This window comes from Embleya scabrispora DSM 41855 (assembly GCF_000372745.1).
GTDB classification, from domain to species: domain Bacteria; phylum Actinomycetota; class Actinomycetes; order Streptomycetales; family Streptomycetaceae; genus Embleya; species Embleya scabrispora.
In genome coordinates, this window is sequence record NZ_KB889697.1 from 205,307 (window position 1) to 231,033 (window position 25,727).

The 25,727-nt window shown below is 69.8% G+C and carries 24 protein-coding genes; 7 read left to right on the forward strand and 17 right to left on the reverse strand.

The window, feature by feature from the left end:
- Positions 1 to 24: 24 nt before the first annotated feature.
- The 8 genes from hpnD to A3IC_RS0138100 form a co-directional block, all read right to left on the reverse strand.
- Positions 25 to 906 carry a presqualene diphosphate synthase HpnD gene (hpnD, locus tag A3IC_RS0138065; RefSeq protein WP_020555326.1) on the reverse strand — a complete coding sequence of 294 codons (882 nt, stop codon included), beginning with the start codon at positions 904 to 906 and terminating at the stop codon, positions 25 to 27.
- Between the two features lie 10 nt (positions 907 to 916).
- Positions 917 to 1,816 (reverse strand): squalene synthase HpnC, encoded by a 900-nt coding sequence (gene hpnC / locus A3IC_RS0138070; RefSeq protein WP_020555327.1) that lies wholly within the window; start codon positions 1,814 to 1,816, stop codon positions 917 to 919.
- Between the two features lie 560 nt (positions 1,817 to 2,376).
- Positions 2,377 to 3,357 carry an oligopeptide/dipeptide ABC transporter ATP-binding protein gene (locus tag A3IC_RS0138075; protein WP_020555328.1) on the reverse strand — a complete coding sequence of 327 codons (981 nt, stop codon included), beginning with the start codon at positions 3,355 to 3,357 and terminating at the stop codon, positions 2,377 to 2,379.
- Positions 3,354 to 4,328 carry an ABC transporter ATP-binding protein gene (locus A3IC_RS0138080; RefSeq protein WP_020555329.1) on the reverse strand — a complete coding sequence of 325 codons (975 nt, stop codon included), beginning with the start codon at positions 4,326 to 4,328 and terminating at the stop codon, positions 3,354 to 3,356. Before A3IC_RS0138080 ends, A3IC_RS0138075 begins: the two co-directional genes overlap by 4 nt.
- Positions 4,328 to 5,911: an ABC transporter substrate-binding protein gene (locus A3IC_RS71700; RefSeq protein ID WP_020555330.1), complete on the reverse strand. Its 1,584-nt coding sequence runs from the start codon at positions 5,909 to 5,911 to the stop codon at positions 4,328 to 4,330. Before A3IC_RS71700 ends, A3IC_RS0138080 begins: the two co-directional genes overlap by 1 nt.
- Positions 5,908 to 6,882 (reverse strand): ABC transporter permease, encoded by a 975-nt coding sequence (locus A3IC_RS58890; protein ID WP_020555331.1) that lies wholly within the window; start codon positions 6,880 to 6,882, stop codon positions 5,908 to 5,910. Before A3IC_RS58890 ends, A3IC_RS71700 begins: the two co-directional genes overlap by 4 nt.
- Positions 6,879 to 7,862, reverse strand: a complete 984-nt coding sequence (locus A3IC_RS58895; protein WP_052173993.1) for an ABC transporter permease — start codon at positions 7,860 to 7,862, stop codon at positions 6,879 to 6,881. Before A3IC_RS58895 ends, A3IC_RS58890 begins: the two co-directional genes overlap by 4 nt.
- A gap of 102 nt (positions 7,863 to 7,964) precedes the next feature.
- Positions 7,965 to 8,654: a biliverdin-producing heme oxygenase gene (locus tag A3IC_RS0138100; protein ID WP_020555333.1), complete on the reverse strand. Its 690-nt coding sequence runs from the start codon at positions 8,652 to 8,654 to the stop codon at positions 7,965 to 7,967.
- Between the two features lie 425 nt (positions 8,655 to 9,079).
- On the opposite strand from A3IC_RS0138100, the gene A3IC_RS0138105 reads away from it, so the two are divergent.
- From A3IC_RS0138105 to A3IC_RS0138120, 4 genes are all read left to right on the forward strand, one after another.
- Positions 9,080 to 9,778 carry a neocarzinostatin apoprotein domain-containing protein gene (locus A3IC_RS0138105; protein ID WP_026219213.1) on the forward strand — a complete coding sequence of 233 codons (699 nt, stop codon included), beginning with the start codon at positions 9,080 to 9,082 and terminating at the stop codon, positions 9,776 to 9,778.
- Positions 9,779 to 9,860: 82 nt separating this feature from the next.
- A complete protein-coding gene (locus A3IC_RS0138110; RefSeq protein ID WP_026219214.1) occupies positions 9,861 to 10,472 on the forward strand; it encodes a neocarzinostatin apoprotein domain-containing protein in 612 nt (203 codons plus the stop codon).
- A 41-nt stretch (positions 10,473 to 10,513) separates the two neighbouring features.
- Positions 10,514 to 10,837, forward strand: a complete 324-nt coding sequence (locus tag A3IC_RS0138115; RefSeq protein WP_020555334.1) for a DUF2470 domain-containing protein — start codon at positions 10,514 to 10,516, stop codon at positions 10,835 to 10,837.
- 276 nt (positions 10,838 to 11,113) lie between these two features.
- Positions 11,114 to 12,580, forward strand: a complete 1,467-nt coding sequence (locus A3IC_RS0138120; RefSeq protein WP_020555335.1) for an MDR family MFS transporter — start codon at positions 11,114 to 11,116, stop codon at positions 12,578 to 12,580.
- Between the two features lie 21 nt (positions 12,581 to 12,601).
- Here the strand turns inward: A3IC_RS0138120 and A3IC_RS0138125 are convergent, their stop codons facing one another.
- The gene (locus A3IC_RS0138125) at positions 12,602 to 13,873 is read right to left on the reverse strand and encodes a DUF1214 domain-containing protein (protein WP_020555336.1); all 1,272 of its coding nucleotides are present in this window, start codon (positions 13,871 to 13,873) and stop codon (positions 12,602 to 12,604) included.
- 1 nt (position 13,874) lies between these two features.
- Positions 13,875 to 15,128, reverse strand: a complete 1,254-nt coding sequence (locus A3IC_RS0138130) for a sulfotransferase family protein (RefSeq protein ID WP_020555337.1) — start codon at positions 15,126 to 15,128, stop codon at positions 13,875 to 13,877.
- A gap of 192 nt (positions 15,129 to 15,320) precedes the next feature.
- Here A3IC_RS0138130 and cysC point away from each other — a divergent pair, with 192 nt between their 5' ends.
- On the forward strand, positions 15,321 to 15,911 hold the full coding sequence (gene cysC / locus A3IC_RS0138135; RefSeq protein WP_020555338.1) for an adenylyl-sulfate kinase: 591 nt from the start codon (positions 15,321 to 15,323) through the stop codon (positions 15,909 to 15,911).
- A gap of 282 nt (positions 15,912 to 16,193) precedes the next feature.
- Here cysC and A3IC_RS0138140 read toward each other — a convergent pair whose 3' ends face one another.
- From A3IC_RS0138140 to A3IC_RS0138150, 3 genes are all read right to left on the reverse strand, one after another.
- Positions 16,194 to 17,864, reverse strand: coding sequence for an MFS transporter (locus A3IC_RS0138140; protein WP_020555339.1), 1,671 nt, complete (start codon positions 17,862 to 17,864; stop codon positions 16,194 to 16,196).
- Positions 17,865 to 19,323: 1,459 nt separating this feature from the next.
- Positions 19,324 to 20,349 (reverse strand): TIGR03617 family F420-dependent LLM class oxidoreductase, encoded by a 1,026-nt coding sequence (locus tag A3IC_RS58900; protein ID WP_158696264.1) that lies wholly within the window; start codon positions 20,347 to 20,349, stop codon positions 19,324 to 19,326.
- Positions 20,346 to 21,227, reverse strand: a complete 882-nt coding sequence (locus tag A3IC_RS0138150; protein ID WP_020555341.1) for an enoyl-CoA hydratase/isomerase family protein — start codon at positions 21,225 to 21,227, stop codon at positions 20,346 to 20,348. Before A3IC_RS0138150 ends, A3IC_RS58900 begins: the two co-directional genes overlap by 4 nt.
- A gap of 174 nt (positions 21,228 to 21,401) precedes the next feature.
- Between A3IC_RS0138150 and A3IC_RS0138155 the strand changes: the two genes are divergently transcribed.
- A complete protein-coding gene (locus A3IC_RS0138155; protein ID WP_020555342.1) occupies positions 21,402 to 22,217 on the forward strand; it encodes a coniferyl-alcohol dehydrogenase in 816 nt (271 codons plus the stop codon).
- Positions 22,218 to 22,377: 160 nt separating this feature from the next.
- On the opposite strand, the gene A3IC_RS69810 is transcribed toward A3IC_RS0138155, so the two are convergent.
- The 4 genes from A3IC_RS69810 to A3IC_RS0138170 all read right to left on the reverse strand — a co-directional run bounded on the left by A3IC_RS69810 (position 22,378) and on the right by A3IC_RS0138170 (position 24,160).
- On the reverse strand, positions 22,378 to 22,542 hold the full coding sequence (locus tag A3IC_RS69810; RefSeq protein WP_020555343.1) for a hypothetical protein: 165 nt from the start codon (positions 22,540 to 22,542) through the stop codon (positions 22,378 to 22,380).
- Positions 22,543 to 22,570: 28 nt separating this feature from the next.
- On the reverse strand, positions 22,571 to 22,921 hold the full coding sequence (locus A3IC_RS58905; RefSeq protein ID WP_020555344.1) for a hypothetical protein: 351 nt from the start codon (positions 22,919 to 22,921) through the stop codon (positions 22,571 to 22,573).
- A gap of 271 nt (positions 22,922 to 23,192) precedes the next feature.
- Entirely contained in the window at positions 23,193 to 23,459 is a 267-nt protein-coding gene (locus A3IC_RS65770; protein ID WP_321184118.1) for a DUF397 domain-containing protein, read from the reverse strand.
- A complete protein-coding gene (locus A3IC_RS0138170) occupies positions 23,369 to 24,160 on the reverse strand; it encodes a helix-turn-helix domain-containing protein (RefSeq protein WP_158696265.1) in 792 nt (263 codons plus the stop codon). The genes A3IC_RS65770 and A3IC_RS0138170 overlap by 91 nt, the downstream gene beginning before the upstream one ends.
- Before the next feature lie 621 nt (positions 24,161 to 24,781).
- On the opposite strand from A3IC_RS0138170, the gene A3IC_RS0138180 reads away from it, so the two are divergent.
- The gene (locus A3IC_RS0138180; protein ID WP_026219218.1) at positions 24,782 to 25,228 is read left to right on the forward strand and encodes a hypothetical protein; all 447 of its coding nucleotides are present in this window, start codon (positions 24,782 to 24,784) and stop codon (positions 25,226 to 25,228) included.
- Positions 25,229 to 25,727 lie beyond the last annotated feature (499 nt).

The window sequence follows — 25,727 nt, forward strand, 5'->3', positions numbered from 1 at the left end:
ATCGATCCAGCGCCGTGACCGGGCTCACCGCCTGCGCGCCAGCAGCGAGTGGGCACCGACCGGCAGGCCGGCGAGCGCGCGCGTGGCGATCTCGGCCTTCTCCCAGTTCGGGAGGGAAAGCCGACCTATCAGCACCTGGCCGGGCTCCTCCAGGATCCTGGTCAGCAGTCGGCGGTAGATACCCGCCATCGCGCCGGTGCTGGCGGCGCTGCGCCGGTCGAGCAGCGGGAGCAGGGTCAGTCCCCGCTCGAAGAGCTGCTCGGCGCGCGCGCCCTCGAACCGGACCAGGTCCTCGAACGCCGCGCTCCGGGTGAACCGCCCGTCCTTGTGCCACGCGTCCTCGAGGCCGAACTTGGCCAGGTCCTCGCGGGGCAGGTAGACCCGGCCGTTGTCCTTGTCCTCCTTGATGTCGCGGAGGATGTTGGTGATCTGCAACGCGATGCCGAGAGTGTCCGCGAGGTCGGGCGCGTGCAGCGAGTCGCGCGAGCCGAAGATGCCCAGCGAGAGTCGACCGACGGTGCCCGCGACGCAGCGGCAGTAGACGCGCAGCTCGTCGAAGGTCTCGTACTCGGTCTCGCGCACGTCCATCTCGACGCCGTCGATCAGTTCGTCGAGCGCGCCGAGCGGGATCGGGAACCGGGTCGCGGCATCGGCGAGCGCGACCGCGACGGGATCTCGATCCGCGCTCAGGTCCTTGAGCTGCTTGCGCATCCGGGCCAGCTCCGCGACCTTGCGATCCGCCGGCAGGTCGCCGTCGCCGATGTCGTCGATCTCTCGCGCGAAGGCGTATACGGCGCTGAGCGCGAGGCGCTTGGGCTCGGGCAGCAGCCTGATGCCGTAGTAGAAGTTGCGTGCCTGATTGCGGGTCAGGCGCTCGCAATACGCATACGAAGCGTCGACGTCCATGGTTCCCCTTTTACCTCTTTCGTACCAGTACGCCGGACAGCTCGCGCAGCAGGGTGGCCTTGCCGGGCTTCGCCCGGTGGGCCAGGACGTCGAAACCGGCGTCCTTGATCGCGGCAACGGCCGCTCGTCCACCGGCCACGAACCCGGCGATCGCGAGGTACTCGCGCCCTCGCAGTGTCCGCGCGAGCGGTGCGCCGGAGCGCAGCAACTGCGTCGCGCGGTGTGTTTCGTAGGCGATCAGTCGCCGCACCGCGGGTGCGGCGGCGGGCGCCGCCAGGTCCGCCTCGGTGACACCGAACCGGTCCATGTCCTGCTTGGGGAGGTAGATCCGGTCGCGTTCGAGGTCCTCGACCACGTCCTGGAGGTGCTCGACGATCTGGAGCGCGGTGCAGATCTCGTCCGAGCGCGCGATGCGTTCCTCGGTGGCACGGCCGAACACGTGCAGCACGAGCCGGCCGACCGGGTTCGCGGACAGCGCGCAGTAGGCGGCGAGGTCCTCGTACGTCGCGTAGCGGCGCACCACCTGGTCCTGTCGGTTGGCCTCGATCAGGCCCAGAAACGGTTCGATCGGCAGGTCCAGTTCGCGCACGCTCGGTTGCAACCGGCGCAGCACCTCCAGCTCGGGAGTGCCGGTGAACACCCGACGCAAATCACCTTCGAAGGCGTCGAGCTGGGCGACCCGGTCCCCCTCGGCCTCGTCGCCGATGTCGTCCACCAGGCGGGCGAACCCGTAGACGGCGAGCAGGTGGCGCCGGTGATCGGGGCGCAGGATCCCCATCGCCACGGGAAAGTTCTCGTGGCCGGCCTGACGCATGACCACGTCCGGGTCGATGACCGCGGCGTCGATGCCCGCCGTGTCGTCGCCGCTCGCGCCGGGCGCGCGCTCGAGACCGCGGGAATCACTCCCCATATCTCTCCCTGGACCCCCGAAAACATTCCCAACATTACAGTTGGCCAGGAATTCGTGCCGTCCCGGTCGGTCTGACGGTTCAGCTTGCCCGATCGAAGTCGGATCGATCAAGCACCGAGAACACGCGTGTCATAGCTCACCCGGACTTTTCCTTCGCGAAACACTTTTGTTATCACCACGAACCTCTCGCTTGCCTCCGACGATCCCCGTACCACTCAGGACGTCCGGTGTGCCCGGGTGGTTTCCGGGCACCTGAGGAGGTTTCGTCTCCCGATCCCCTCCCTGCGGAGTAGTGCGGAGTTCCGCCTTCCGCATGAGGAGTACGGCGATTATCCGTGCGCAATGGACCAAGTGGGGTCGATAAAGCGAGTGGCCGGCGAAATGTTGATCAACTTTCCGGATTTGCGGAATACCCGGAGGATAGCGGTGCGCGCCGACACGCCGCCGTACACCGAATCGATACCCGAATGCGTTGGGCCGGGTCGACCCCGCTCGTCCGATGGTCCGCGCATCCGGGACGGCTCGGGCGTCGGCCGGCGAATCCTGGTGGAGCCAGAGGTTCATCGAGGGTGGTGGCAGGCCACGTCGACCTCGCCGAGCGACTCGATCGGCGGGCGGTGACCGGCGCACACCTCGGTCGCGAACGGGCAGCGCGGGTGGTACGCACAGCCCGGCGGCGGCGCCGTGACCGAGGGCACCTCGCCGACGATGCCCGCGCCGAGTGCCGCCGCGCTCGCCCGGCCGGTCCGCTGCGGATCGGGCACCGGCACGCTCGCGAGCAACATCCGCGGATAGGGATGCCGCGGGTTCGACAACACCCGCTCGGCCGGGCCCGACTCGACGATCCGGCCCAGGTACATCACCGCCGCACGATCGGCGAGCCGCCGGGCGATGTCGATCTCGTGGGTGATCACCACGATCGCCAGGTCGAGCTCGGTGCGCAGCCGCAGCAGCAGGTTGACCACCGTCGCCTTGACGCTCGCGTCCAGACTCGCGGTCGGCTCGTCCAGGACCAGCACCCGCGGACGCACCAACAGGGCCCGCGCGAGCACCAGGCGGGCGAGTTCGCCGCCGCTGACCTCGCCGGGCAACCGGTCCAGGTGATCCGCGCTCAGCCCGACCCGCTCCACCATCGCGAGCACCAGCTCGTCCCGCTCGGCCCGGTCCGCACCCAGTCCGTGTACGCGCAGCGGCTGATGCAGCGCGTGCCGCAACGTGCGACGCCGGTTGAACGCGGCACGCGGATTTTGCGTGACGAGTTGGACCAGCCGTTGATCGGCGGGGGTGCGGTCGCCGGACAACACCCGGCCGGCCACCGTGACGGTGCCCGACGTCGCGGTGTCCAGACCCGCGAGCAGCCGCGCGACGGTGGTCTTGCCGGAGCCCGACTCGCCGACGACGGCAAGCACCTCGCCGGCCGCGACCGCGAACGAGACGTCCTCGGCGGCGGGCACGATCCGCGGCTCGGCCCGACGCCGGCCGAACGACCCGGGCAGGGCGAACCGGCGGGTCAGCCCGTCCACGCTCAGCAGCGCACTCACCGGCCGGCCTCCCGATCCACCCAGTGGCAGCGCACGTCGGCCGCGCCGTGCCGCACCGCGGCGGGCATGCGCTCGCGGCACACGTCCGCGACGTGCGGGCAGCGCGGCGCGAACGGGCAGCCGGGCAGCAGGTTCGCGCCCTCCGCGCTGCCCTCGACGGCGCGCAGCGGCCGGTCCGCCGGTGTCGTCGCGGGCATCGCGGCGATCAGCGCCCGGGTGTACGGGTGCCGCGGCGCGGCGAAGAGCTCGCGCACCGGCGCGGTCTCCACCAGCCGGCCGCCGTACATCACTCCGACCCGGTCGCAGATCGTGGACACCACCGCGAGGTCGTGCGAGACGTAGACCATGGCGAGCCCGAGCTTGTCCCGCAGGGTCAACAACAGGCGCAACACCTGCGCCTGCACGGTCGCGTCCAGGGTCGTGGTCGGCTCGTCGGCGAGCAGCAGCGCGGGCTCGTGCGCGAGCACCGCGATCGCGATCACCACCCGCTGGAGCTGACCGCCGGAGAAGCTGCCGGGCAGGTCGCGCGGCCGGTCCAGGACCGGGCCCAGGCCGATCCCGATCAGCGTCTCGCGCACCTCGACGTCGTCGAGGCGATCGCCCAAATACCAGCGCAGTTGGCGCAGCACGGGGGTGGTCGGCGCCAGCGAGGTCATCGGCTGTTGCGGTACCAGGGCCAGCCTGCGTCCGCGCACCCGGCGCAGGTCCCGCTCGCGCATCGCGGCCAGGTCCTCGCCCTGGAACTCGATGCCGCCCGTGCGCGTCGCGCCGTCCGGCAGCAGGCCCATCAGTGCGGTGCACACGCTGCTCTTGCCGCTGCCGGATTCGCCGACCAGGCCCAGGATCTCGCCGGGCGCCACGTCGAAGCAGACCCCGCGCACCGCGGGCACCGGCCCGAACGGCCCGCGATAGCCGACGTCGAGGTCGCGCACCCGCAGCAGCGGCTCCTCGGCCGTACTCGCGTTCGTCATCACACGAATCGCAGGTGTTGCGGGTCGAGCCGGCTGATCCGCAACATCGTCGGGTCGAGCGGGGACAGTTCGGTGCGCTGGGCCAGCGCGAGCTTGGGATACACCGGCGGGGTGATCACCGCGTCCTCGGCGAGCAGCCGGTCCACCCGGCCGAGCGCGGCCACCCGTTCGGCGTGGTCCGAGGTCTGCCAGATGGTGTCGATCAGCCGGTCCACCTCGGGGTTGGCGTAGCCGCAGGAGAGCACGTTGGCGGAGCCGGCCGGCGCGAGCGTCAGGTAGTTCGCCGGGCCCGAGGTGAAGCCGGACGAGAATGTGTTCATCAACATGTCGTAGTCGCGCGACAGCCACTTGTTCGACCACGGCCCACCCGCGAGTTGTTCGATGGTGACGTCGAGACCGACCTGCTTCCAGCCCGCCACCAGCACCTGGGCGATGTCGCGGATGCCCTGGTTGGTGCCGATGGTCACGGTGAACGAGCGCTTGCTCGTCTTCGCCCGGGCCAACAGCGCGCGGGCCTGGGCCGGGTCGGGTGCGGGCGGGAACGGCTTCAGCGTCGCGTCCCAGCCGAGTTCGGCGGGCCCGATCGGGCCCTGACCGATGGTGCCCTCGCCGCCGTACACCCGTTGCAGCACGCCCTGGCGGTCCATCGACAGCGCGACCGCCTTGCGGAAGTCGGGGTCGGCGAACGGCTCCTTCTTCATCATCACGTAGCTGAGCACGTCCAACGGCGCCTCGGTGAGCACGAGCGCGAGCGACTTGTCCTTGCGGATCGTGTCGAAGGTGGCGAAGGACGGCGCGGTGATCAGGTCGACCTTGCCCTGCCGCAGGCTCAGCACGCGCGTGTTGGCATCGGCGAAGACGGTGTACTCCATGCCGGCGAACGCGGGCTTCGCGCCGCCGGAGTACTGGCCGCCGTGGTAGCGGTCGAAGCGGGAGAGGGTGAAGCTCTGGCCGGCCACGAACTTGTCCAGCCGGTACGGCCCGGTGCCCATCATCGTGTCCTTGCGGGCCACGAAGTCGCGGTGGGTGATCGGCAGGTTGGTCAGGTGCGAGCGCAGCAGGCCGTACGGCTTGCTCAGCACGATCCGTACGGTGTGCGCGTCGACCTTCTCGAACCGGGAGAGGTAGCCGAGCATGTACGTGATCCACTCGCTGCCGGCGGCGAGGTCGAGCATGTGCGCCAGGGTGGCCACCACATCGTCGGCGGTGAACGCACTGCCGTCGTGCCACAGCACGCCCTGCCGCAGTCGGATCGTCCAGGCCAGCTTGTCCTCGCTGATCTGCGGTTCGCCGTCGGCGAGCAGCGGCACCGAGGCGAGCTTCGCGTCGTAGCCGTACAGGCTCTCCATGATCGGCTCGGCGATCCATCGGGTGATCTCCGAGCCGGAGTCGAGCGGGTTCAGGCTGCTCGGCGCGGACGCGACACCGATCCGCAGGATCCCGTCCCGATGCCGATCGGCCACCCGCTTGCTCCCGGAGGAACTCGAACACGCGGTGAGCACGCCCGTGCCGCCGGCCGCCGCGAGCGCCGCGAGGCCGAGGAAGCCTCGGCGGTTCAGGCCGACTGTGCGCACCGGGGTCACTGGGTCTCCTTCGGGGTCGGGATCTGGGTCGGGATCTGGGCCGGGATCTGCCTGGGGGTCTCTTCGGGGATCTCTTCGGGGGTCTGCTCGGGCGCGCGCCGGCGGACCGGGCCGGTGCCGACGGCGCGCGGCCGGCCGGCCCCGGCCGTTTCACCGAGCAGGTTGAAGCCCAGGATGCCGAGCACCAGCACCGTGCCGGGCAGCGTCGCATACCACCAGTCGCCGCCGATGATCTGGCCGCCGGCGTCGGCGATCAGGTTGCCCAGAGTGGCCTGGGGCGGGGCCACGCCCAGGCCGAGGAAGCTCAGGCCGCCCTCGGCGAAGACCGCGATGGCCATCGCCAGCAGCGCCTGCCCGAGCACCGGCGGCCAGACGTTGACCAGCACTTCGCGAAAGAGGATCTCCCGGGTGGGCACGCCCAGACCGCGCAGGTTGGTGACGTAGTCCTCGCGCATCTCCACCACCGTGGCGCCGCGGGCGACCCTGGCGAAGTAGGGCACGAAGCCCAGTCCGATGGCGAACGCGACGCGCGGCCCGTTGCCGACGGTGACCGGACCGAAGTGCATGTCCGCCGTGCCCATCAGCCCGATCAGGAACATCACGAAAACGAACTGCGGCAGCGCCTGGAGGGTCTCCACCGAGCGCATCAGCACACCGTCGAGACGACCGCCGTGCCGGTATCCGGCGAGCACCCCCAGCGGCATGCCCACCGCCACCGCGAAGCCGATCGAGGTCACACAGATCCACAGCGAGGTCCAGGCGCCCTCGGCGGTGCGGGCCAGCAGGTCGCGACCGAGATGGTCGGTGCCGAAGGGGTGCGCGAACGAGGGCGCCTCGGGGCCGGGGGTGACCAGCGCCACGGGGTCGCCGTGCAGCCGGCCGACGGTGGCGACCAGGAGGTAGAGCACGACGCAGGCCAGGCCGATCCAGCCGGCCACGCCCAGGCGCGGCAGGCGCGGGCGGGGCCTCACGCGGCCCGTCCGAGCTTGTCCCGGGTGACGCCGGCCGCGGTGCGCGGATCCACGAGCGGGTACAGCAGGTCGACCACCAGGTTCAACAGCAGGAAGATCGCCGAGGTCGCCACGCAGGCGCCGAGCGCGAGCGGATAGTCCTGGCGCTGGAACGCGGTGACCATCAGTTGGCCGATCCCCGGGATCTGGAACACGTTCTCGATCAACACGGTGCCCGACAGCAGCCCGCCGATCAGGACGCCGGCCACGGTCAGTGTCGGCACGAGCGCGCCGCGCAGCGCCACCCGACGCAACGTGAGCAGCCGTGAACCGCCCATCGCACGCGCGAACAGCACATGGTCGGAGGCCATCGCGTCGGCGAGCCCGCCGCGCAACGAGCGGGTGAGCATCGCGAACGTGGCCAGTGCGAGCACGATCGCGGGCAACACGAGCACCTTGAGGTTGGTCGCGGGATCCTCGGTGAAGGTGACGAAGCCACCCGCGTTCGGCAAAAGGTCCGGATGACTGTCACCGACCACCACGAGCGCGATCACGGCCAGCCAGTAGCCGGGCAGGGACATCGCCAACACACTCAGCACACGCGTGCCGTGGTCGACCACGCCGCCGCGGCGCAGCACCGACCACGCACCGAGCGCGGTGGCCGGGATCACCGCGAACACGGAAGCGAGCAGCCCGAGTTCCAGCGAGATGGGCAGCGCACGGCCGATCTGGTCGGCGACCGGGGAGCCGTCGTAGAGCGAGGTGCCGAAATCACCGCGCAGCGCGTCGCCGACATAGTCGAGGTACTGGGTCACCAACGGCCGGTCCAGACCCATCCGGTGTTCGACCGCGGCGCGGGCCACCGGATCGGCCGCGACCTGCGGCGCGAGTTGGTTGACCGGGCTCACCGGGGACGCGTGCAGCAGCAGGAACAGGCCGGTCACGACGGCAAACATCACCACGACGACGCCCAGGACGCGCCGCACCAGGTAGTTCGTCATCACTCTCCCGCCGATCCGATGCGCCATCCATTGTCGGACGGCGCATCGGACGGTGGGCCCCCGGGGCATGCTGTGCCGGCGGAAGCGGCGTTCCGCGCTGGATCAGGCGCTCTTGCGGAACCGCTCCAGGTCCCGACCGAGCTCGCGCAGTACGGCGCTGTTGATGTCGTACGCGAACAGCACCTCCTGGATCACCAGTTCCTGCTCCTCGGCGTCCCACGGCGCGTTGTTCATCGCCGCGCGGTAGGCGTCCTTCCACGCGGTCAGGTCGCCGAGTCCGTCGAACACGTAGAAGTCGCTGCCTTGGGTGCCCGGCAGGTCGTAGTGCTTGCGCATCTGCTTGGCGATGAACTGGCCACCGGACATGTCGCCGAGGTAGCGGGTGTAGTGGTGGGCCACGAAGCCGCCGGCCCAGTCGTAGCACTTGTCCCGCATCCGGTCGGTATAGCGCCGGGTGGCCTCGTTCGCGGGCCACTCCTGCTTCCAGTTCTCGCCGGCCAGGAAAAGCATGTCGGCTTCGAGCACGGCCCGGCGGTCCAGTCGCGCGTCGGCGAACGGGGCGCCGATCGGGTCGTTGCGCATCGTGTCCGCGGCGTCGTCGAGCACGAGATAGGCCCAGTAGTGCTGGGCCACCATCGCGGTGTAGGCGTCCCGGGTCAGTTCGCCCTTCATCAGCGCCTCCAGGAAGCCCGAGCCCTCGGCTTCCTGGTGAAAGGCCCACGAGCGCTTGCGCAGCGACTCGGCGAAGGTCGGGGTGGCACCGGCGGTTTCGGCGGTCTCGGTCGTGGTCATGAGGTTTCCCCTAGGTGCGACAAGATCTACCGAACACGCACGAATGGTGCGGACGGTGCGAACTGTGATGAGCCAGGCGGCTTCGCCCGTGCGGATTCGACACTTCGCCCAGGGCGCAGCGCCGGCAGCGATTCGGGTCGCCGCCCGTTTCCGCTGGTCCTCGCAGTCTGTGTGGCGCCAGGCGGTGCCGTCAATAAGTTACCGACAACTTGTCGGCACGTTGTCGGCGGGGCTCGGCCCGCCTCCGCTCGCCCGAGTCGGCGCCGCCGGCCGGCCGGAGCCCGCCCCGCGGCGCGAGCCGAGCGCTCGATCGCGGCCGTCTCCCGGGCAACCCCCGGCAGTTCCGCCGATTCGACCCGGTCTTAGGATAGCCTCACCTCCCATCATTCCGTACGCAGTCGTACGGTCGGCCCAGAGGAAACAACGTGAGCCCTGCCCGCACCGGACGCCTCGGCGGCGCCGTCGCCGCCGTCGCGACGCTCCTCCTCGCCTGGTCGCTCGGCGGCCCGGCGAGTCCCGCGCACGCGACCGGTACCCCGGCAGCGGGCAAAGCCACCCTGACCGCGGAGAAGACCACCGGACTGGACCCGGCGGGCGACGTGGTCAAGCTGGTCGGCAAGGGCTTCACGCCGGGCGTCCGGCTGTTCATCCTGCCGTGCGATCCCGCCCAGGGCGCGGGCCGCGCATGCGACATGGGCTCGTTCTCCGGTCCCACCGAGGCGGACGCGACCGGCTCGTTCGGCACGGACGTCAAGGTCGCCGCAAAGTTCGGCGCCGTCGACTGCCTCAAGACCCGATGCGCCATCGCCACGTCCAACTCGGCCAACGGCAAGGACCGCACGCAGGAGGTCTACCTGCCGATCGGCTTCCGGGGCGAGGACCCGGGCCTGCCGGCGAGCCCGCCGCCGGCCACCGCCGCGCCCCAGGCCGGGGCGCCCGGCGCCGGCGCGCCGAAGACGTCGGCCGCCCCGCCCGCAGCGGCGCCGAGCACCGCTCCCACGAAGTCCGCGGCCGAGGACGAGGACGACGGCAAGGGCGGCCTGATCATCGGGCTGATCGCCGCCGTCGTGGTGGTCCTGGTGGTCGTCGGCGTCGTCGTCAAGCGCCGTCGCCCGAGCGCCTGACCCGCGGCTCCTCGCCCTGTCGACCTCCCATCCAACGAGCCACCGAGCCGACCGGCTCGTCCTCAACCCCCGGAGACCGCACATGCGCACATCCCGTACCGCCGCCGCCGTTGCCGCCACCGCGATCGCCGGCCTCGGCGTACTCGCCGCCTCTCCCGCGTCGGCCGCGGACGCGCCGACGATCTCCCTGTCCAAGGCGACCGGCATCGCCGTCGGCGGCGAGGAGATCACCGTCACCGGCAAGAACTTCAAGCCGGGCAAGGGCGTGTACATCGCGCAGACCGTGGCCAAGCCGGCCGGCGGCGTGCCGACCCAGTACGGCAACGCCGGCTACGTCCCGCAGGTCGGTCCGGACGGCACCTTCTCGGTCAAGATCAAGCCCGCGCAGAGCTTCGAGGGCAAGGACAAGAAGAAGGTCGACTGCGCCGCCACCGCGTGCTTCGTGGCGACCTTCAACGACCACACCGACATCGCCAACCGCGATCAGGACGTGTGGGTCCCGGTGACCTTCGGCACCGCCGCGCCGGCCGCCGCCACACCGCAGACCGGTGCCACCACCGAGGCCGGCGACCCGAAGCTGCCCAAGACCGGCTCGTCGAGCACGCAGCTCGCCTACGTGGGTGCGGGCATGCTGGTGGTCGGCGTGGGCGCGGTGGCCGCGTCCCGTCGGCGCCGCGACTCCGCGCGCGCCTGACCACCCGGGCCATCCCACCCCTACCGCCGGAGGCGACCCGCATGAGCGAGGCGACCGTCAACCCGTTCGGAGCGGACGCGATCACCGCGGTCTGCAAGCACATGAACGACGACCACCCCGAGGACTGCCTGTTGATCTCGCGTGGTCTCGGCGGGCAGCCGGACGCCACCTCGGCCACCATGACCGGCCTGGACGGCGACGCGGCGTACTACTCGGCGATCGTGGCCGGGCAGCCGATCGCGGTACGGGTGCCGTGGAGCCGCTCGATCACCGAGCGTCGGGACGTGCGGATCGAGGTCGTCACGCAGTACAACGAGGCGTGCAAGGCACTGGGGCTGCCGGCCCGCGGCGAGGGCGAGCACTGAGCCGGGAAGACCGAGCCGGGACGACGGGCGGGAACCGACAGGCCGGCCGGCCCGACTGTCCGGCCGGCCCTCCATCTGTAACAAGCGTCACGCCGACGGCCCGGGAGGACTTCCTCCCGGGCCGTCGGCGTTGTTGCATCGGGTGAGAGAGGCGCTGAGGGGGCGCACCGGCGCCGGAAAAACCTGCCGGCTACACCTGTACAAAAAGATATAGTGAGCTTTGCTCAGCATAAGGCTCCGCCCACCCACTTCCCCAAAGCGAAGGCCCTCTGCCGTATGCCGCCCATATCCGCGTCCCGCCTCAGTCAGAAGGTCGTGGTCGGCGCCGTCTTCGTCGCCGCGATGTTCGTCAACATCCTCGACATCACCATCATCAACGTCGCGCTCCCCGCGATCGGCAAGGACCTCGGCGCGTCGCAGGCGAGCCTGGCCACGGTCGCGGTGGGCTACCTGGTCAGCCTCGCGGTGTTCATTCCCGCGTCCGGCTGGCTCGGCGACCGCTTCGGCACCAAGCGGATCTTCCTGATCGCACTGGCCCTGTTCACCGGCGCGTCCGCGCTGTGCGGACTGGCGCAGAACATCGACCAACTGGTGCTCTTCCGGATCCTGCAGGGCGCCGGCGGCGGCATGCTGACGCCGGTCGGCATGGCGATGATGTTCCGGGTCTTCCCGCCCGAGGAGCGGGTGCGCGCGTCCCGCATCCTGATGGTCCCCACCGCACTGGCCCCCGCCCTCGGTCCGGTGCTCGGCGGCCTGCTCGTGGACAAGGCGTCCTGGCACTGGGTCTTCTACATCAACCTGCCGGTCGGGGTGGCCGCGTTCGTGTTCGGCCTGGTCTTCCTGGAGGAGTACGAGAACCCCAAGGCGGGTCGCTTCGACCTGCCCGGTTTCGTCCTGTCCGGAGCCGGCTTCGCACTGCTGATGTACGCACTGAGCGAGGGCGCGACCAAGGGTTGGGGCTCGCCGATCATCCTGTCCACCGGAATCGCCGGACTGATCCTGTGCATCGCGATGGTCTTCGTCGAGCTGCGGGTCAAGGAGCCGATGCTGCACCTGCGGCTGCTCCGCGACCGGCTGTTCGTCAGCACCAACGTGGTGTCGATGGTCAACTCCGCCGCGTTCCTGGGCGTGCTGTACGTCTTCCCGCTGATGCAGCAGCAGGCATTCGGCAAGTCGGCCCTGGAGACCGGCCTGCTCACCTTCCCGGAGGCGTTCGGTGTGGTGATCGCCACCCAGTGGGTCTCGCGCCTGTACCCGGTGGTCGGACCGCGCCGGCTGATGGCGGGCGGCCTGCTCGGCATCGGCGCGTGCGCGGCGCTGCTCGCCCTGGTCGACGGCGATACCGCGCCCGCGCTGATCGTGGTGCTGATGTTCTGCACCGGCGCCTCGATGGCGCACGTGATGATCCCGATGCAGGCGGCCGCGTTCGCGCGGACCGCGCCTGCCGACAACGGCCGCGCCTCGACCATCTTCAACGTGCAGCGCCAGCTCGGCTCGGCCCTGGGCGTCGCGCTCCTGGCGAGCGTGCTCGCGGGGATCGGCACGATGACGACCCGCTCCGGCGGCGCCCCGAGCCCGAACCTGCACGCGTACCACGTGGCCTTCCTGGTCGCCGCCGGCCTCGCGGTCCTGGGCGCGATCGCCGCCCTGACCATCCGCGACGCGGACGCCGCCTCCACCCTCCGCAGGAAGACGGAGGTCGTCCCCGCCCCCGAGCCGGCCACGGAGAACGCCACGGTCTGAGGCCCCGCCCGTCTCGGTCCGCTAGGCCCGGAAGCGCCAGGCCACATGCGCGGAGCGCCTGCGCATCGTCTCGCGTCGCTCCGGCCCGGTGATCGAGCGCGTGCTCACCGCGAGGTGACCCCGTACCTCGTGCCGCGGGACCACCCGCGCCCGGACCGTGGGCTGTTCGCGCGGATCGAGCCAGCGGTGCGTGGCGAAGACCTCGGTACGGCCCTCGGTGTCCAGCCAGTTCGGCACACCGGGATCCAGCGCGCCGATCACGACCCGGATCAGACCGTCCGGATCGGCCTCCGCCTGCACGTGGTTGAGCGAGGTCTGCCGGTTGGCGAAGTCGAGCGACTCGAACCAACCGGGGCTGTACAGCTGGAGATCCCACTGCGCCGAGACGCGCGGATCGGTCTCCACGATCAGCACCTGATCATCCGTCAGCCGTACTCGCGCAAAGCCGTACACGACCTCCTTGACTCCGCCGGCCACCGTGGCCGGTGTGCTGAAGGTGTTCACCGGCTGCCGATCACCGGTGGTGCGCACCCAGTCGTTCCACACCTCGATCGAGTTCTCCACCGACGTCGCCGCGCCGTTCAGCATCCCCGCGACCCGCTCCGGGGTGACCCGCGTGGCCGGTTGCCCCTGGGTGTCCAGGCGTTCGAGGGCCAGCATGGCCGGTTGTTCCGGCTTCCAGTCGAAGTAGTAGTCGCGCACATGCAGGACCCGGGCGTCCGGGGTCAGGCGGACCCAGTTCCCGGGTTGCTCGTCGGCGCTGAGGATGATCTCGACGGTGTCGCCGGGGCCGACACCCAGTGCGGTCGAGGAGGTCTCCGCGACGATGTCGGTGCGCCCGGCGTGCATGTCCCCCGGCTTGACCTGGAGGACGAACTTCTCGCACGCGTTCATCGTCACGGTGAGCCGGTACACGCCGTCCCCGGCGATCGGCGCGCGGCGCGCGTTCTGGTCCACGTTCGGCCCGCCCCAGCGGTACGCGAGGTCGTTGTGGGTGAAGAACGCCGGGTTCTGCGGATCGGTCGCGGCGAGTTGGTAGGTCAGCCAGCAGGCGACCTGATTGGCCAGGTGCCGGATCCCCTCGGCCCGGTCGGCGTCGGTCGCACCGGGAAAGTCGGCCTCCAGGATGCGATCGCCGAGCGCGGCCATGCGCTCGCAATAGGCGCGCCACGCGGTGCCGTTGACCACCTCGCGCGCGCTCGGGTCGTTGCGCTGTGGGTCGTTGCGCTGTGGGTCGCGGCGGTGGGGGTCGTCGCGGTGCGGGTCGTTCGTGTGCCGCAGGCTCGGGTGCACGTCAGATCTCTTCCGTCGGGACCAGGAACCGCTTCTGATACTCCGTCAGCCGAGATCGTACGTCCTCCCGGTCCAGTCCGAGGTCCTCGAACGAGTAGTTGTGCCGACCGTGCCTGCCCTGCGGACGATCGGCCAGGTACGCGCGCATCGCGTCCTCGGCCTCGGCGGTGAGGTCGAGGCCGAATGTGGTGTACAAGTCGCGCACCACCGCGATCGGGTCGCGCATGAAGTCGGCGTAGGCCGAATCGTGCCAGTCGGCCTCGGCGATCCGGCCCGCGTCGTGAAACGCGGTGAGCCGGTCGTAGGCGCCGCACCACAGGTCGCTCTGGGTGCGGGCGACGTCGCGAATGTCGGACGCGTTGCCGTACGCGTGGTGAATCGTGGCGATCAGGCTGCTCAGCGACGCGAGCACGGTGAGCGGGTCGCGGTGGGTCACCGCCAGGCGCGCGTCCGGGTAGACGTCGACCAGCGCGTCCAGGGTGAGCAGGTGGGCGGGCGACTTGAGCACCCAGCGGGTCCGCCCCGGCGTGCGGCGCTGGAGGATTTGCAGCACGAGTCGGTGGTAGGCGTACGCGGGCCGCATGTCGCACTCGGCCAGCCACGCGGCGTAGGACGGAATCGCGAACTGCCCGGTGAAGTCCTCGGACCGGAACGCGAGCGCGTGTGCGCTGATGCACTCCTTGGGCAGCGTGCCGCTCTTCTCGTGGATCGCGTCCATGGCCGGCACCGCGCCGGTGATGAACCGGATCTCGCGCTCGGCGAGCCCGATCCGCGGGTCGGCGTCCCGGGTCGCGGGCTCCGGCGGCGGTACGGGTCGCAGGAACTCCCAGGTGGTCGGCACCCGGTTCGCCGGGTCCCGGGCCAGCAGCGCGTGCAGGATCGAGGTACCGGTCCGCGGGCCGCCGGTGACGAAGATCGGCCGGTGGATCGGCTCGTCCGACACGCCGGGGTCGTCCCTTACGTAGCGGGCGATCTGGAGCCGCACCTCCAGGAGGCGGGAGACCCACGTGTGCGCCCACCAGCGGCCGACCCGGTCGAGGTTCGCCTCGTGCTCGAGTGCGTACAGCAGCCGGTCCAGGCCCTCGCGAAAGCCCGGCTCGTCCTCGCCCGGGTCGCTCAGCCCGGTCCTGGCCCGCGCCTCGCCGAGCAGCGCGTCGGCGGCGAACGGCCGGTCGAGGTCGTCGGTGAGCGGCGGAATGTCGCCGGCGGCGAGGGTCCGGGTCCAGGCGGCGCGCTGCGGTGGTGTCCAGGGCATGGCTGGGTGTCTCCCTCACATTCGGAGTCGTGGGCGAGCGCCGAGCCGGCGTGACCCTGGCGCAGGTTAGCTCTTTGTGAAGGTAAATCTGAAGAGCCGTCAGATACTTGTCCCGGGCGGCGGGCCGGATCCGGGTCGCGGGGCGGCGCCCCGTACGGTACGAATCCTCGATATCAATGCGGATGGAGAGTCGTGAGCGAGCGCAACGTGGTCTGGCACGAGGGCGGAGTGACGCGCGAGCAGCGTCCGGCGCCCGGGGCGACGATCTGGTTCACCGGTCTGTCGGGCTCCGGCAAGTCGACGGTCGCGGTGATCGCCGAGCGGCTCCTGGTCGAGCGCGGGATCACCGCCTACCGGCTGGACGGCGACAACGTCCGGCTCGGCCTGAACGGCGACCTGGGCTTCGGCGCCGAGGACCGTACCGAGAACATCCGCCGGGTCGGCGAGGTGGCCCGCCTGTTCGCCGACGCGGGCGTGATCGCGATCGTCCCGGTGATCAGCCCGTACCGCGCCGACCGCGACCGGGTCCGCGCCCTGCACGCCCGGGACGGTCTGCCGTTCCTGGAGGTGTTCGTGGACACTCCGATCGAGGAGTGCGAACGCCGCGACCCGAAGGGCCTGTACGCCAAGGCCCGGCGCGGCGAGATCGGTGACTTCACCGGCATCTCGGCCCCGTACGAGGCCCCGGAGAAGCCGGAGTTGCGTCTCACCCCGGCGGACGGCGACCCGGAGCAGCAGGCGGAGCGGCTGCTCGCACTGCTGGAGACACTGGTCGCCGGATAGGGCGAGCGAAGCTCGGCGGGGTGTTGGTCGCGTCGCGGGGTCTCTCGCGTCGGGGCCCGCGGTGCGGCCGCTTCGGCCGGCCCCCACGTCGATCGGTTCGGTGACCTCGCGAGCCTGCGGGGTCGTCGGCCCGGTGGCCGGTGGCCGGTGGCCGGTGACCTGCCGTCAGGGCCCGGGTATCCCCCCTCGGATCCCCGAGCCCTGAGGCCCTGTCGGATGGCTCGTGTGCCGCGCGGCCGACCGCTTCGACGGTTGCCGACCCGCTTGGTTGCGGCCGGCCGCTCAGTGCAGCAGACCGCCCGTGGCGGGCTTGCGGCCGTGCTTCATCAACAGCGCGATCACGAGGGCCAGCACGCCGCACGCGATCAGGATCCAAAAGCCGGTGGTGAAGGCGTCCGTGGTGTAGGTGCAGCCACGCGGGTCACACGCGTCGACCGTGGCCGTGCCCTGACCGGTCGGCGACGGACCGGTGATCCGCAGGCGGTTGTCGGTGAAGATCGGGGAGAGCAGCGCGACGCCGACCGAGGCGCCGAACGACTGGGCGACGACCAGCATGCTGGACGAGATGCCCTGCTGCTCCTGCGGTACGGCCTCGATGATCAGGTTCGGCGCGGCGGCGTAGTACATCCCGAAGCCGATGCCGTAGACCACGCCGCAGATCAGCATGAGCTGCCACGAGTCGTGCAGGAACAGGTACATGAAGCCCGCGACGGCCAGCGTGGCGACACCGACGATCATCGGCATCCGCAGCCCGCGACGCTGCCCCCACAGCCCGGCCAGCGGGCCGGCGATCATGCTGGACATGGACTGCCAGATCAGTACGTGCAGGGCAAGCCCGAGCAGGGTGAAGCCGAGCGCGTAGTCGAGCGAGTCGTTGAAGGAGACGGTCGCCTTGACCTGGTCGGCGATACTCGCCCACATCGCCTCGGGCGCGCCCATCGCCTTGGCGCCCTGGACGGCGCCGTCGCCGTACTTGTCGAGCGTGCTCTGCTTGACGTTGTCCGGAGTCAGGCCCATGTAGCTGGTGAGGTAGTTCTGGATGCCGATGATCATGTTCGCCAGGAACGCGATCCCGAGTACGAGTGCCACGCGCGGGGCGGTCAGCAGCTTGAGGTCGATGATCGGGTTCTCCACCCGCTTCTCCCACAACACCCACAGGCCGATCACCACGATGCCGAGGATCGCGTATCCGAACGCGGACGGCTTGCTCCAGCCCCAGGTCTGACCCTGGCTGATGTAGAGCAGGATCAGCGCGAGTCCGACACCGAGGATGACGCCGCCGACGTAGTCCACCTTTTGCGGGACGCGCAGCTTGGACTCCGGCACCACGACCAGCAGCAGCGGGATCAGCACGAGCATGTAGACGACCAGGAACCAGAACAGCGAGCGCCACGAGTAGTGCTCGGTGAGCAGCCCGCCGACGACCGGCGCGAGCGCGGCGGACAGGCCGAGCCCGGTGGCCGAGATGCCGATCGCGACCGGGATGAACTTGCGCGGCATCAGGTCGCGGATGAGCCCGTATACGACGGCGGTCATGCCGAACGCGACCGCCTGGAGTGCGCGGCCGACCAGGAACAGCGGCCACGAGCTGGTGAGCGCACAGATCAGCGAGCCGAGCAGGAACGAGACGCTGGTCGCGAGCAGCAACCGCTTCTTGCCGTAGACGTCGGAGAGCTTGCCGATCAGCGGGCTGACCGCGCCGCCGACCAGGCCCAGGATCACCACCATCCACGTGATGCTCTCGCCGACGGACCGGAACGACGGGGCGATCTCCGGCACGGCCGAGGAGATCATCGCGTACTGGAGTGGCACGACCTCGGAGAACATGACCACGACGGCCAGGACGGCGAAAACTCGGCCCTTGGACACCCCCTCCAGTCGACCGGTGTCGACCGAGGACGGGTCGGATTCGGGCTCCGGCGGCTTCGCGGATACTTCAACGGTCGCAGACATACCGGTACTTTCCGTTCTGTGCAGGGGCGCGCGCCGGACACGTGTCACCACTGCGACACGTCCGGTTTTGTACGGAATCTTTGGGGGCAAAACGCCGCTCGGCCTCGATGGGGCGGGCGCGCATCTCGTGGACGCTGCCAACCGGACCGGTGCTCTCCAGCCGAACTGGTTGACAGTGTTTAGCACGCCGACGAGGCGCGGGGAAGAGCAACAACCGAGTCGGCGCACGTTTGGTCCCGATATACACCGAAAATTCCCTGACGACCCGTCAGCTAACTGTCGCGGTCGGGGTGGGGCACGCGGTGGGGGCGCGCGGTGGAACGCGGTCGGGGACGGCGCTGCCGCGGACGGGGCGTGGGCGCGAACGGGACGCGGACACGGACACGAACGGAGAGGCGGGCGTGGTTGGAGGGGAGGGCGTGTGGTCGCGGCGAAGCCGAGTCGGGTCTGGGGTCGCCGGTCGTCGTGGGGCTTGGGATTCCCGGCGAGATGGGGATGCCGGTCGGGCGGGAGGGGCGCCGGCGGCGGAGGGATGGGGCGGGCGTCCGGTTGGGTCTGCCGAGAGTGCGGTGCCCGAGTGGGCCCACGCATTCGGGCCGACGATGGGCCGGCAGGGTGACGGGGCGTCACGAAGCAGGGTGCCGTTGGGGTTTGCGGCTTCGTTGCGCTTGAAAAGCGCAGGTCGGGTCGAGCGCGGAGCGAGACGAGCACGTCGGGATCCGGGTTCCGGCTCCCCTGACGCGTCCCCCAGCCCTCGTCATCGGCCTCGAAGACCACAGATCTTCGTCCTCGAAGTAGGTGCGGAACCACGTCGTCATGACGCAACCCTCACCGCCCCCCTGACGAAGCCCCCGCCACCTGGGCCGAACACCTATGGGACCCGCCGTTGTCGGCACCTGTCCCGGCAAGGACGACCCGCATCTCGCCGGAGTCCGCAAGGCTCCTGACCGTCGGTGACTTGGGACCAGGACGATGGACACCGGCCTACGTCGACCGGTGGGCACAAAGCCACCCGCACCCGAACCCAACCGAAGCGCACCGCTTGCCGAGCGCACCGCTTGCCGCTTGCCGCGAACTGCCCTGCCGCCCGGGATGGTTCATCGGCGAGCCTCACCGGATCGCCCGCTCTCTCTGCGCCTTTGCCGGCGCCTTTCCTGCCTGGCAGGAACGACGCCTCGCCACAGGACCCCAGGCAACTGGCCGTCGGCGGCTCGGGATCGGGGTGGTCGGCACCGTCCTGTCTCGACCGGTGGGCACAAGCCGTCCTCGCCCGGTCCGACCGAAGTGCACGGCGTGCCGTGAACTGCCGACCCGGCCGGGAGGATCCCTCGGTAACGACTCGCACCTTGGCTTCGGGCTCCGGATCCGGCGATCTCCAACCGAAGCCATCCACGCCCGCGCCCGCCGAGGCGCAGCCGCGAAGTCCCCCGCCCGCCCCGTGATCTGCGCCCCCGATCCCTCAGCCCAGGTCGTGAAAGGCTGCGGCGACCTCCGTCCAGCGTTCGACCGCTTCGGTGTTCTCGCGCCAGGTGCTCACTGCCGAGTACGCGACGACGCGTGTGGCGACTCCGCGGTATCGGCTCATCAGTGCCTCCGCCAAGCCGTCCCACGGAGCACTCACCGTCAAGGTGTCCAGCACCTCGTCGTCGATCGCGGCGGCCATGCCGGCGCGGTCCTTGGCGCCGAAGAGGCGGTGCAGGCGGGGCTGGAGGTCGTCCCAGCCGTGTGTCTCGAAGACCTTGGCGTAGCCGGGCGTCGAGCCGTAGAAGGCCAGCCGCAAGCGCAACTTGGCGCGTTCGGCCTCGATCTCCTCCTCGGTGTCACCGGTCGCGGTCATCACCGGGCAGACCAGCGCGAAGTCCTCGGCCGCACCGCCGGCGGCGAGTTCGGGGCGGACCACGTCCCGGATGTAGCGGACACTGTGCAGCGGGTGGATGTGCAGGCCGTCGGCCACCTCCCCGATCATCCGCAACATCCACGGGTTGACCCCGGCCAGGTAGATCGGCGGGTCGGCGATCGAACCGCCCGGCGTCCACTCCGGCGTCATCAGCGTGAACTGATAGAAGTCGCCCTTGAAGCGCAGTCGTTCCTCGCCCCGGAAGGCCGCCCAGATCGCCCGCAACGCGCCGACGTACTCGCGCAGTCGCGGCCCCGGCCGGTCGAACTCCGCCGAGTAGCGCCGCTCGATGTGCGGTCGCACCTGGGTGCCCAGACCCAGCACGAATCGGCCGCCGGTGGCCTCGGACAGTTCCCAGGCCGCCGACGCGGTGACCATCGGACTGCGTGCGAACGCGACCGCGATGCCGGTGCCGACGGTCAGGCTCTCGGTCGCCAGCGCCGCGGCGGTCGCGGCGGTGTACGCGGTGCGGCCGCCTTCGGTGAGCCATAGCCCGTCGAAGCCGGCCCGCTCGGTGGCGGCTGCGGCGCGTTGCATGCCGCGCAGGGTGAGGCCGGCTGCCATGACATCGAGCTGAGGGGGCGTCACTTGTTCTCCTGTACAGAGGATTCCGCGGATTCCGCTTCGCGTACACGGTCCCATGCGCCGGTGACCGTGCCGGTCCAGCGCGGCGCACGCCGTTCCGACCACGCGCGCGGACCCTCGCGCGCGTCGTCGGTGCCCATCAGGATGCGGTGGTACGCGGTTTCCAGCCGTTCCACCTCGTCCGGGCCGGCATCCGCCCACAACAGGCGCTTGGTCAGCGCGGCCGATACCGGGTGGACGTTGGTGGCGATGTCGTGGGCGATCTCCAGCGCGGCGGGCAGTACCTCGGCCGCGGGCAGCGCGCGCGACGCGAGCCCCAGCGCGAGCGCCTCGCTGCCGCGGAACGTACGCCCGGTCAGCAGGATGTCGGCGGCCACCGCCCGCGAGGTGGCGGCCGGCACCGTCCAGTGCGACTGGGCGTCGGGCACCATGCCGCGCCGGACCTGGGGAATCGCCAACTTGGCGTCCTCGGCCACGATCCGGATGTCGCACTGCATCGCCAGGGTGAACCCGATGCCGATCGCGTGCCCGTTGATCGCCGCGATCACCGGCTTGCGCACCGCCCAGGCGGGCGGCTGTACGGGCGATGCGCTGAAGGCCCGCGCGCGGGGTTCCGACGCCGGTTCCGACGCCGGTTCAGGCCCGGGCCTCGATGCGGGCCCCGGCCCCGCGAACGTGTCCGCGGCCGGCGACATGTCGGCGCCCGCGCAGAACGCCCGCCCCGCACCGGTCAGCACCACCACCCGCACCGCATCGTCCGCATCGCACCGCGCATAGGCGTCCCCCAACGCGAGGCCCATTCCCCCGGAGAACACGTTGAGCCGGTCGGGTCGGTCGAGCGTGACGACGGCTACGCCGTCGTGGATGGCAAATCGGATCACTCTGGGACGGTAGGCCGACTCCTTGACAAGGTCAAGCGAAAGATTCGAGCGGACGACCCGACCCGACGATGCCTTCGATTTCCGACGCGGAGGTGGCGGCAGAGCAGATTGTTGACCAGATCAAGGAGCGATCCCTAGGGTCTGATCAACCACTGTCACGAGGGGGACTTCACCATGACCGACCCGTTCGGGTTCGAAGGCAAGCGCGTTGTCGTTACGGGGGGCTTCTCGGGTGTGGGGGCCGCCCTGGTCGAGGTGTTGGCCGAGCAGGGCGCCGAGCACATCACCGTGCTCGACCTCAAGGAGCCGACCGGTTCGGCGCAGACGTTCATCCGGACCGACCTGTCGGACCCCGCCTCGGTGGACGCCGCCGTCGCCGCGATCGAGGGCCCGGTGCACGCCCTGTTCAACAACGCGGGCGTGGCCGGCACGCTGCCCGCACCCACCGTGTTCGCGATCAACTACCTCTCGCTGCGCCGGTTGACCGAGGCGCTCGTGGCCGAGGACGCGCTGCCCGAGGGGGCAGCGATCGTGAACACCGCCTCGATCGCGGGCATTTCGTGGCCGGCTCACCTGGAGGCGATCAAGCAACTGATCGCGATCGAGGACTGGGACGCCGCGCAGGAATGGCTCGCGAGCAACGAACTCGGCAGTGACGCCTACAGCTACAGCAAGGAACTCGTCCAGGTTTACACGATGCACTACGCCCGCACGGCCTCCGCAAAGGGCCTGCGGATCAACAGCGTGTGCCCGTCGCCGATCGACACCCCGCTGCTGCCGGACTTCCGCAAGACGATCTCCGACAAGGTGATCGACTGGAACATCTCCCAGGGCAACGGCCGACTCGCCACCGGCCGCGACGTCGCACTCGCACTCGCATTCCTGGGCTCGGACGCGTCCGGCTTCCTCAACGGCGTCAACATCAACCTGGACGGCGGCTTCAACGCCGGCCTCACAGTCGGCAACCTCGACTTCTCCGGCCTCGCGTAACCCGCGAACGCCCCCCGACACGCGCCCGTCACCCACCGAATCCGGGTGACGGAGCGCCGCGTGTTCGGCAGAGAGTCAGTGCCGTGCGCTGTCCGGGAGGCCGCGGGGACAACGAGGTTGCCCGACACTCGGGTCCTTCGAGCCGCAGACCGCCCGCCGATCACAGTCCATGAACGCGCACCACGGTGATGGTGAGCACTCCGGCACTCACTATGTACTCGGCGATCACCGAGCCGCACGTCACGATGCGCCTGTCCTTGTGGTAGGTCTGCGAACTACCGCAGCCGTAGGGGTCTTTCGCTACGCGGGCCATGCCGATGTCCAAGTCCCTGCGCTGCGAACCGCCGAGACCCCTAACGGCCCTCTCGCACTCCGGACTGAAAGTCACCCTGTACGACATCAGGGTCCTCCCCCATGATGATGCGTGCTTCGGCGGCGAGGGCCAGGGCTTCCACCCTGTCCTGTTCCCTGCGGGTGGCCTCGTCGATTTCGGGCCGCAGGGTTCGTGCCCATTGATTCAGGACAAGGGGCAGATTCCGCGCAGGTGTGTCCTCAACGGTCTTGGTGAATTCGTCGCGTTGTTCGATCGGAAGGGCTTCCCGAATGCTCGCGATCGTGGCGGGCGTTTCGATCCACTCGTCACCCACCAGGGTTCTGAAAGTCCGCCCGTCCGGTTCCGACCCGCCCTCGTCTTGCTCGTCCATAGGCGTCCTTCTCGTGTCATGGCCCGACTACACACAGTATGCCCTCGAATGCACCTCGTGAAGCACCAGGCGACCCAACCGGCGGCGCACCCCAACGAGCCACCTGCTCCGCGCGGTTACCGCCGATGCGTCCAACGGAGCATGAGAGGCACGGTGACCTCACCCTCGTTCAAGCAAGAAACGCGCCCAGCTCACCCGATGCGCCACGCCCCCACCGGGTCCGCAGAGGGCCTGCGGATCAACAGCGTGCGCCGATCGCCGCCGAGTTGCGTCAGCCGCGCAACGACGCCGTGAGCGCACCCCAGGAGGCGGAAGGCACGACCAGGCACCCGACGCTCGGGTCCTTGCTGTCTCGGACGGGGACGATGCCGGGGAGGTCGTCGCTGACTTCGACGCACGCGCCTTGGTCAGGGTTGCTGTGGGTCGACTTACGCCACGTGACTGCGCTTATGTCGGGAGATGTGAACATGCTTCGTACTCCTTGATAGCCGCACAGATCATGGCCGCCGACTCCCTTGGGGCAAGGGCATAGGCGCATGCACGATCGTAGGCCAGCCTGCGCACTCGGATGATGTCCGGATCTTCCACGATCTGCCCGAACATGCCTCCCTCAACGTAGACGACAGTCACGTCTTCCAGCTCGATTACGATCTGGGTTACGTCACTGATTCCAAACTCGGCATAGCGGTAGGGCAGCACTCTGATCATTCCGTGCTCGTGATCCACGAGCGGCAGGAGTGATTCGAGCTGTGTGCGCATCACCTCGGCCCCGCCGATCCGCCGGTGCAGCACCGCCTGATCGATGATTGCCGTGAAGTAGGAGCATTCCTTGTCGAAGATGTGCCGTCTGCCCATTCGTGCGGCTACCCGCACGTCGAGCTCCTCGTCTGTGGCGCCCAAGTCCGCCTTTCGGAACAAGGCGCGAGCGTAGGCCGGCGTCTGAAGCAGACCGGGGACGTACAACCCTGCCCACTCGCCGAGACTCAGCGCATCGTTCTCCAGGCCCATGTACTCCAAGTAGCGATCCGGGAATCGTACGCCGCGTAGCATCTCGAACAGAGCGGTGAACAGTCCGTTCGTTCCGAACGCAGCGTCGAGCTTCGGGCACAGTTCTTCGGGAACCGGACTGTCGCAGGTCTCGAAGCGGCTCATCGACGCCTTGCTGTAGCCCACGACGTCCGCCAACTCCGTTACGGACATACCGGCTCGCGTTCGGTGCTCGCGAATCTGAGCGGCCACGCGTTGACGAGGTGATCCGTTTGTCGGATCGGTCGGACGCTCCCGGAATCGCACGCACGTACCCCTCTTTCGTTCCAATTGCATCCGCAACGGTGGGCTTCTTCAAAGGTTAGGCCGATTCGCCGATCCTGAATCACAGAGTGGCCGAATCGCCACCCACCGCAACCGAAAGGGTCACTCCGGCGCGCGATGAACTCCCGCGTGCGCCAAGGCTGAACCTGATCCCCTCCCCGACCGACCGCGCGGGGTACGGGAGTCGGGGCCGCCGTTCCGTGGTGGAACGGCGGCGCGACGAGAGATGGGAGGTAGGGGGCGAGTGAATGCCTGGACAGCGTCCCGCCCCCTACGTGCCCCAAACGAGAAAGGACACGACATCACGATGACAGATCGCATCGGATGGACCCAACGAAGCTCGGCACGCGCGTCTGTGGTGGATCGCGATCGGCAGGACGCACGGTTGTGGTCGCCGGCCCGGCAGTACACCGACGGGCCGCGCGTCGACGCTCCCTCGCTCGCCCCACGCCCGACGCTGCTTCGGCGCCTGCGTCCGCGTCGGTTGTGGCGGGCCTGGCGGTTGTCGGCGCGGTTTCGCGCGCTGCACTCGGGCGGGCGGGACGCGCGATGACCACTCGGGAGCGGCTTTCCGGGAGTACGCAGGAGGACCTCGACAAGGGCCGCGCGTTCTTCGAGCGCTACCGGCACGCGTGGTGTCGGGACGCGTACTCGGGTCGTGAGGGCGTACTCATGGACGTGCAGGGTCGGCAGGTCTATCTGCGCCTGCGGACCGGCATCGAATTCGTATGCCACGTCGGGGACTTGGTAATTCTCCGGCTCCCTCCTCCGGTCCTGCACGGGCGCGTTGCGTACGTCGGGGCGGAAGACGCGACGAAGCGGCCGGATGGCACGCTCATGGAGATGTGGGCCGTGGACAAGGGCACCTTGGCGATCGTCCAACCACCCAACGGTCCCGCGTGGTTCGCGCTGTTGGCGGACCTCGAACCGGTCGACTGCCCGTTGGGCCCCGTAGCGGAGTGGGCGAATCCCCCGTTTCCGAATGCAACGCCTTGAGGCGCCGGCCGACGGGCCGACCACGAGGTGGCGCCCGGAATCGACTCGCCGAGCAGGCGCCTCCGCGCCACAGCCCGCCACGCACGTTCGCCGCCGGAATCCGCGTGATCGAACTGCTGCCACCGGCGGTCCTGAAGCGTGAACGGGCCGCCATGCCTATGCCGCCGACGAGCTGTGGTGGGTGGGTGGGGTAAGTACGGGTCAACACGAACGACGAGCGTGCAGGGCAGCCGGATGCCCGGACGCTGTATGACCGTTCAGCCCCGGGCCATACCGTCTCCTGGCTCAGGTGGAAGAACGAGGTTCACCACGTGCCACGCCCACACGGCCGCTGGAAGGCCGATGCGGACGAGCCGCCACATGCGGTCCGAAGCGGGCCATATATCCGCCAAGGCGGCGGCAGTCGTGTGGAACGTCTCGGCCGGCAAGCGTAGTTCGTCCGGGGCATGAGCCCCCCGTCGTCCGAGACCGGTGTGACGCGGGCCGCTCTGACAGCGGC

What these genes read in the sequence shown, in the direction of transcription:
- A3IC_RS0138115 (WP_020555334.1), top strand. Translation starts at nt 10,514, where the DNA reads ATGAGCGAGGCGACCGTCAACCCGTTCGGAGCGGACGCGATCACCGCG.
- A3IC_RS0138100 (WP_020555333.1), bottom strand. Translation starts at nt 8,654, where the DNA reads ATGACCACGACCGAGACCGCCGAAACCGCCGGTGCCACCCCGACCTTC.
- A3IC_RS0138130 (WP_020555337.1), bottom strand. Translation starts at nt 15,128, where the DNA reads ATGCCCTGGACACCACCGCAGCGCGCCGCCTGGACCCGGACCCTCGCC.
- A3IC_RS0138080 (WP_020555329.1), bottom strand. Translation starts at nt 4,328, where the DNA reads ATGACGAACGCGAGTACGGCCGAGGAGCCGCTGCTGCGGGTGCGCGAC.
- A3IC_RS65770 (WP_321184118.1), bottom strand. Translation starts at nt 23,459, where the DNA reads ATGCGCCTATGCCCTTGCCCCAAGGGAGTCGGCGGCCATGATCTGTGC.
- hpnD (WP_020555326.1), bottom strand. Translation starts at nt 906, where the DNA reads ATGGACGTCGACGCTTCGTATGCGTATTGCGAGCGCCTGACCCGCAAT.
- A3IC_RS58905 (WP_020555344.1), bottom strand. Translation starts at nt 22,921, where the DNA reads ATGGACGAGCAAGACGAGGGCGGGTCGGAACCGGACGGGCGGACTTTC.
- A3IC_RS0138180 (WP_026219218.1), top strand. Translation starts at nt 24,782, where the DNA reads ATGACCACTCGGGAGCGGCTTTCCGGGAGTACGCAGGAGGACCTCGAC.
- A3IC_RS0138140 (WP_020555339.1), bottom strand. Translation starts at nt 17,864, where the DNA reads ATGTCTGCGACCGTTGAAGTATCCGCGAAGCCGCCGGAGCCCGAATCC.
- A3IC_RS0138155 (WP_020555342.1), top strand. Translation starts at nt 21,402, where the DNA reads ATGACCGACCCGTTCGGGTTCGAAGGCAAGCGCGTTGTCGTTACGGGG.
- A3IC_RS0138120 (WP_020555335.1), top strand. Translation starts at nt 11,114, where the DNA reads ATGCCGCCCATATCCGCGTCCCGCCTCAGTCAGAAGGTCGTGGTCGGC.
- A3IC_RS58895 (WP_052173993.1), bottom strand. Translation starts at nt 7,862, where the DNA reads ATGACGAACTACCTGGTGCGGCGCGTCCTGGGCGTCGTCGTGGTGATG.
- hpnC (WP_020555327.1), bottom strand. Translation starts at nt 1,816, where the DNA reads ATGGGGAGTGATTCCCGCGGTCTCGAGCGCGCGCCCGGCGCGAGCGGC.
- A3IC_RS0138110 (WP_026219214.1), top strand. Translation starts at nt 9,861, where the DNA reads ATGCGCACATCCCGTACCGCCGCCGCCGTTGCCGCCACCGCGATCGCC.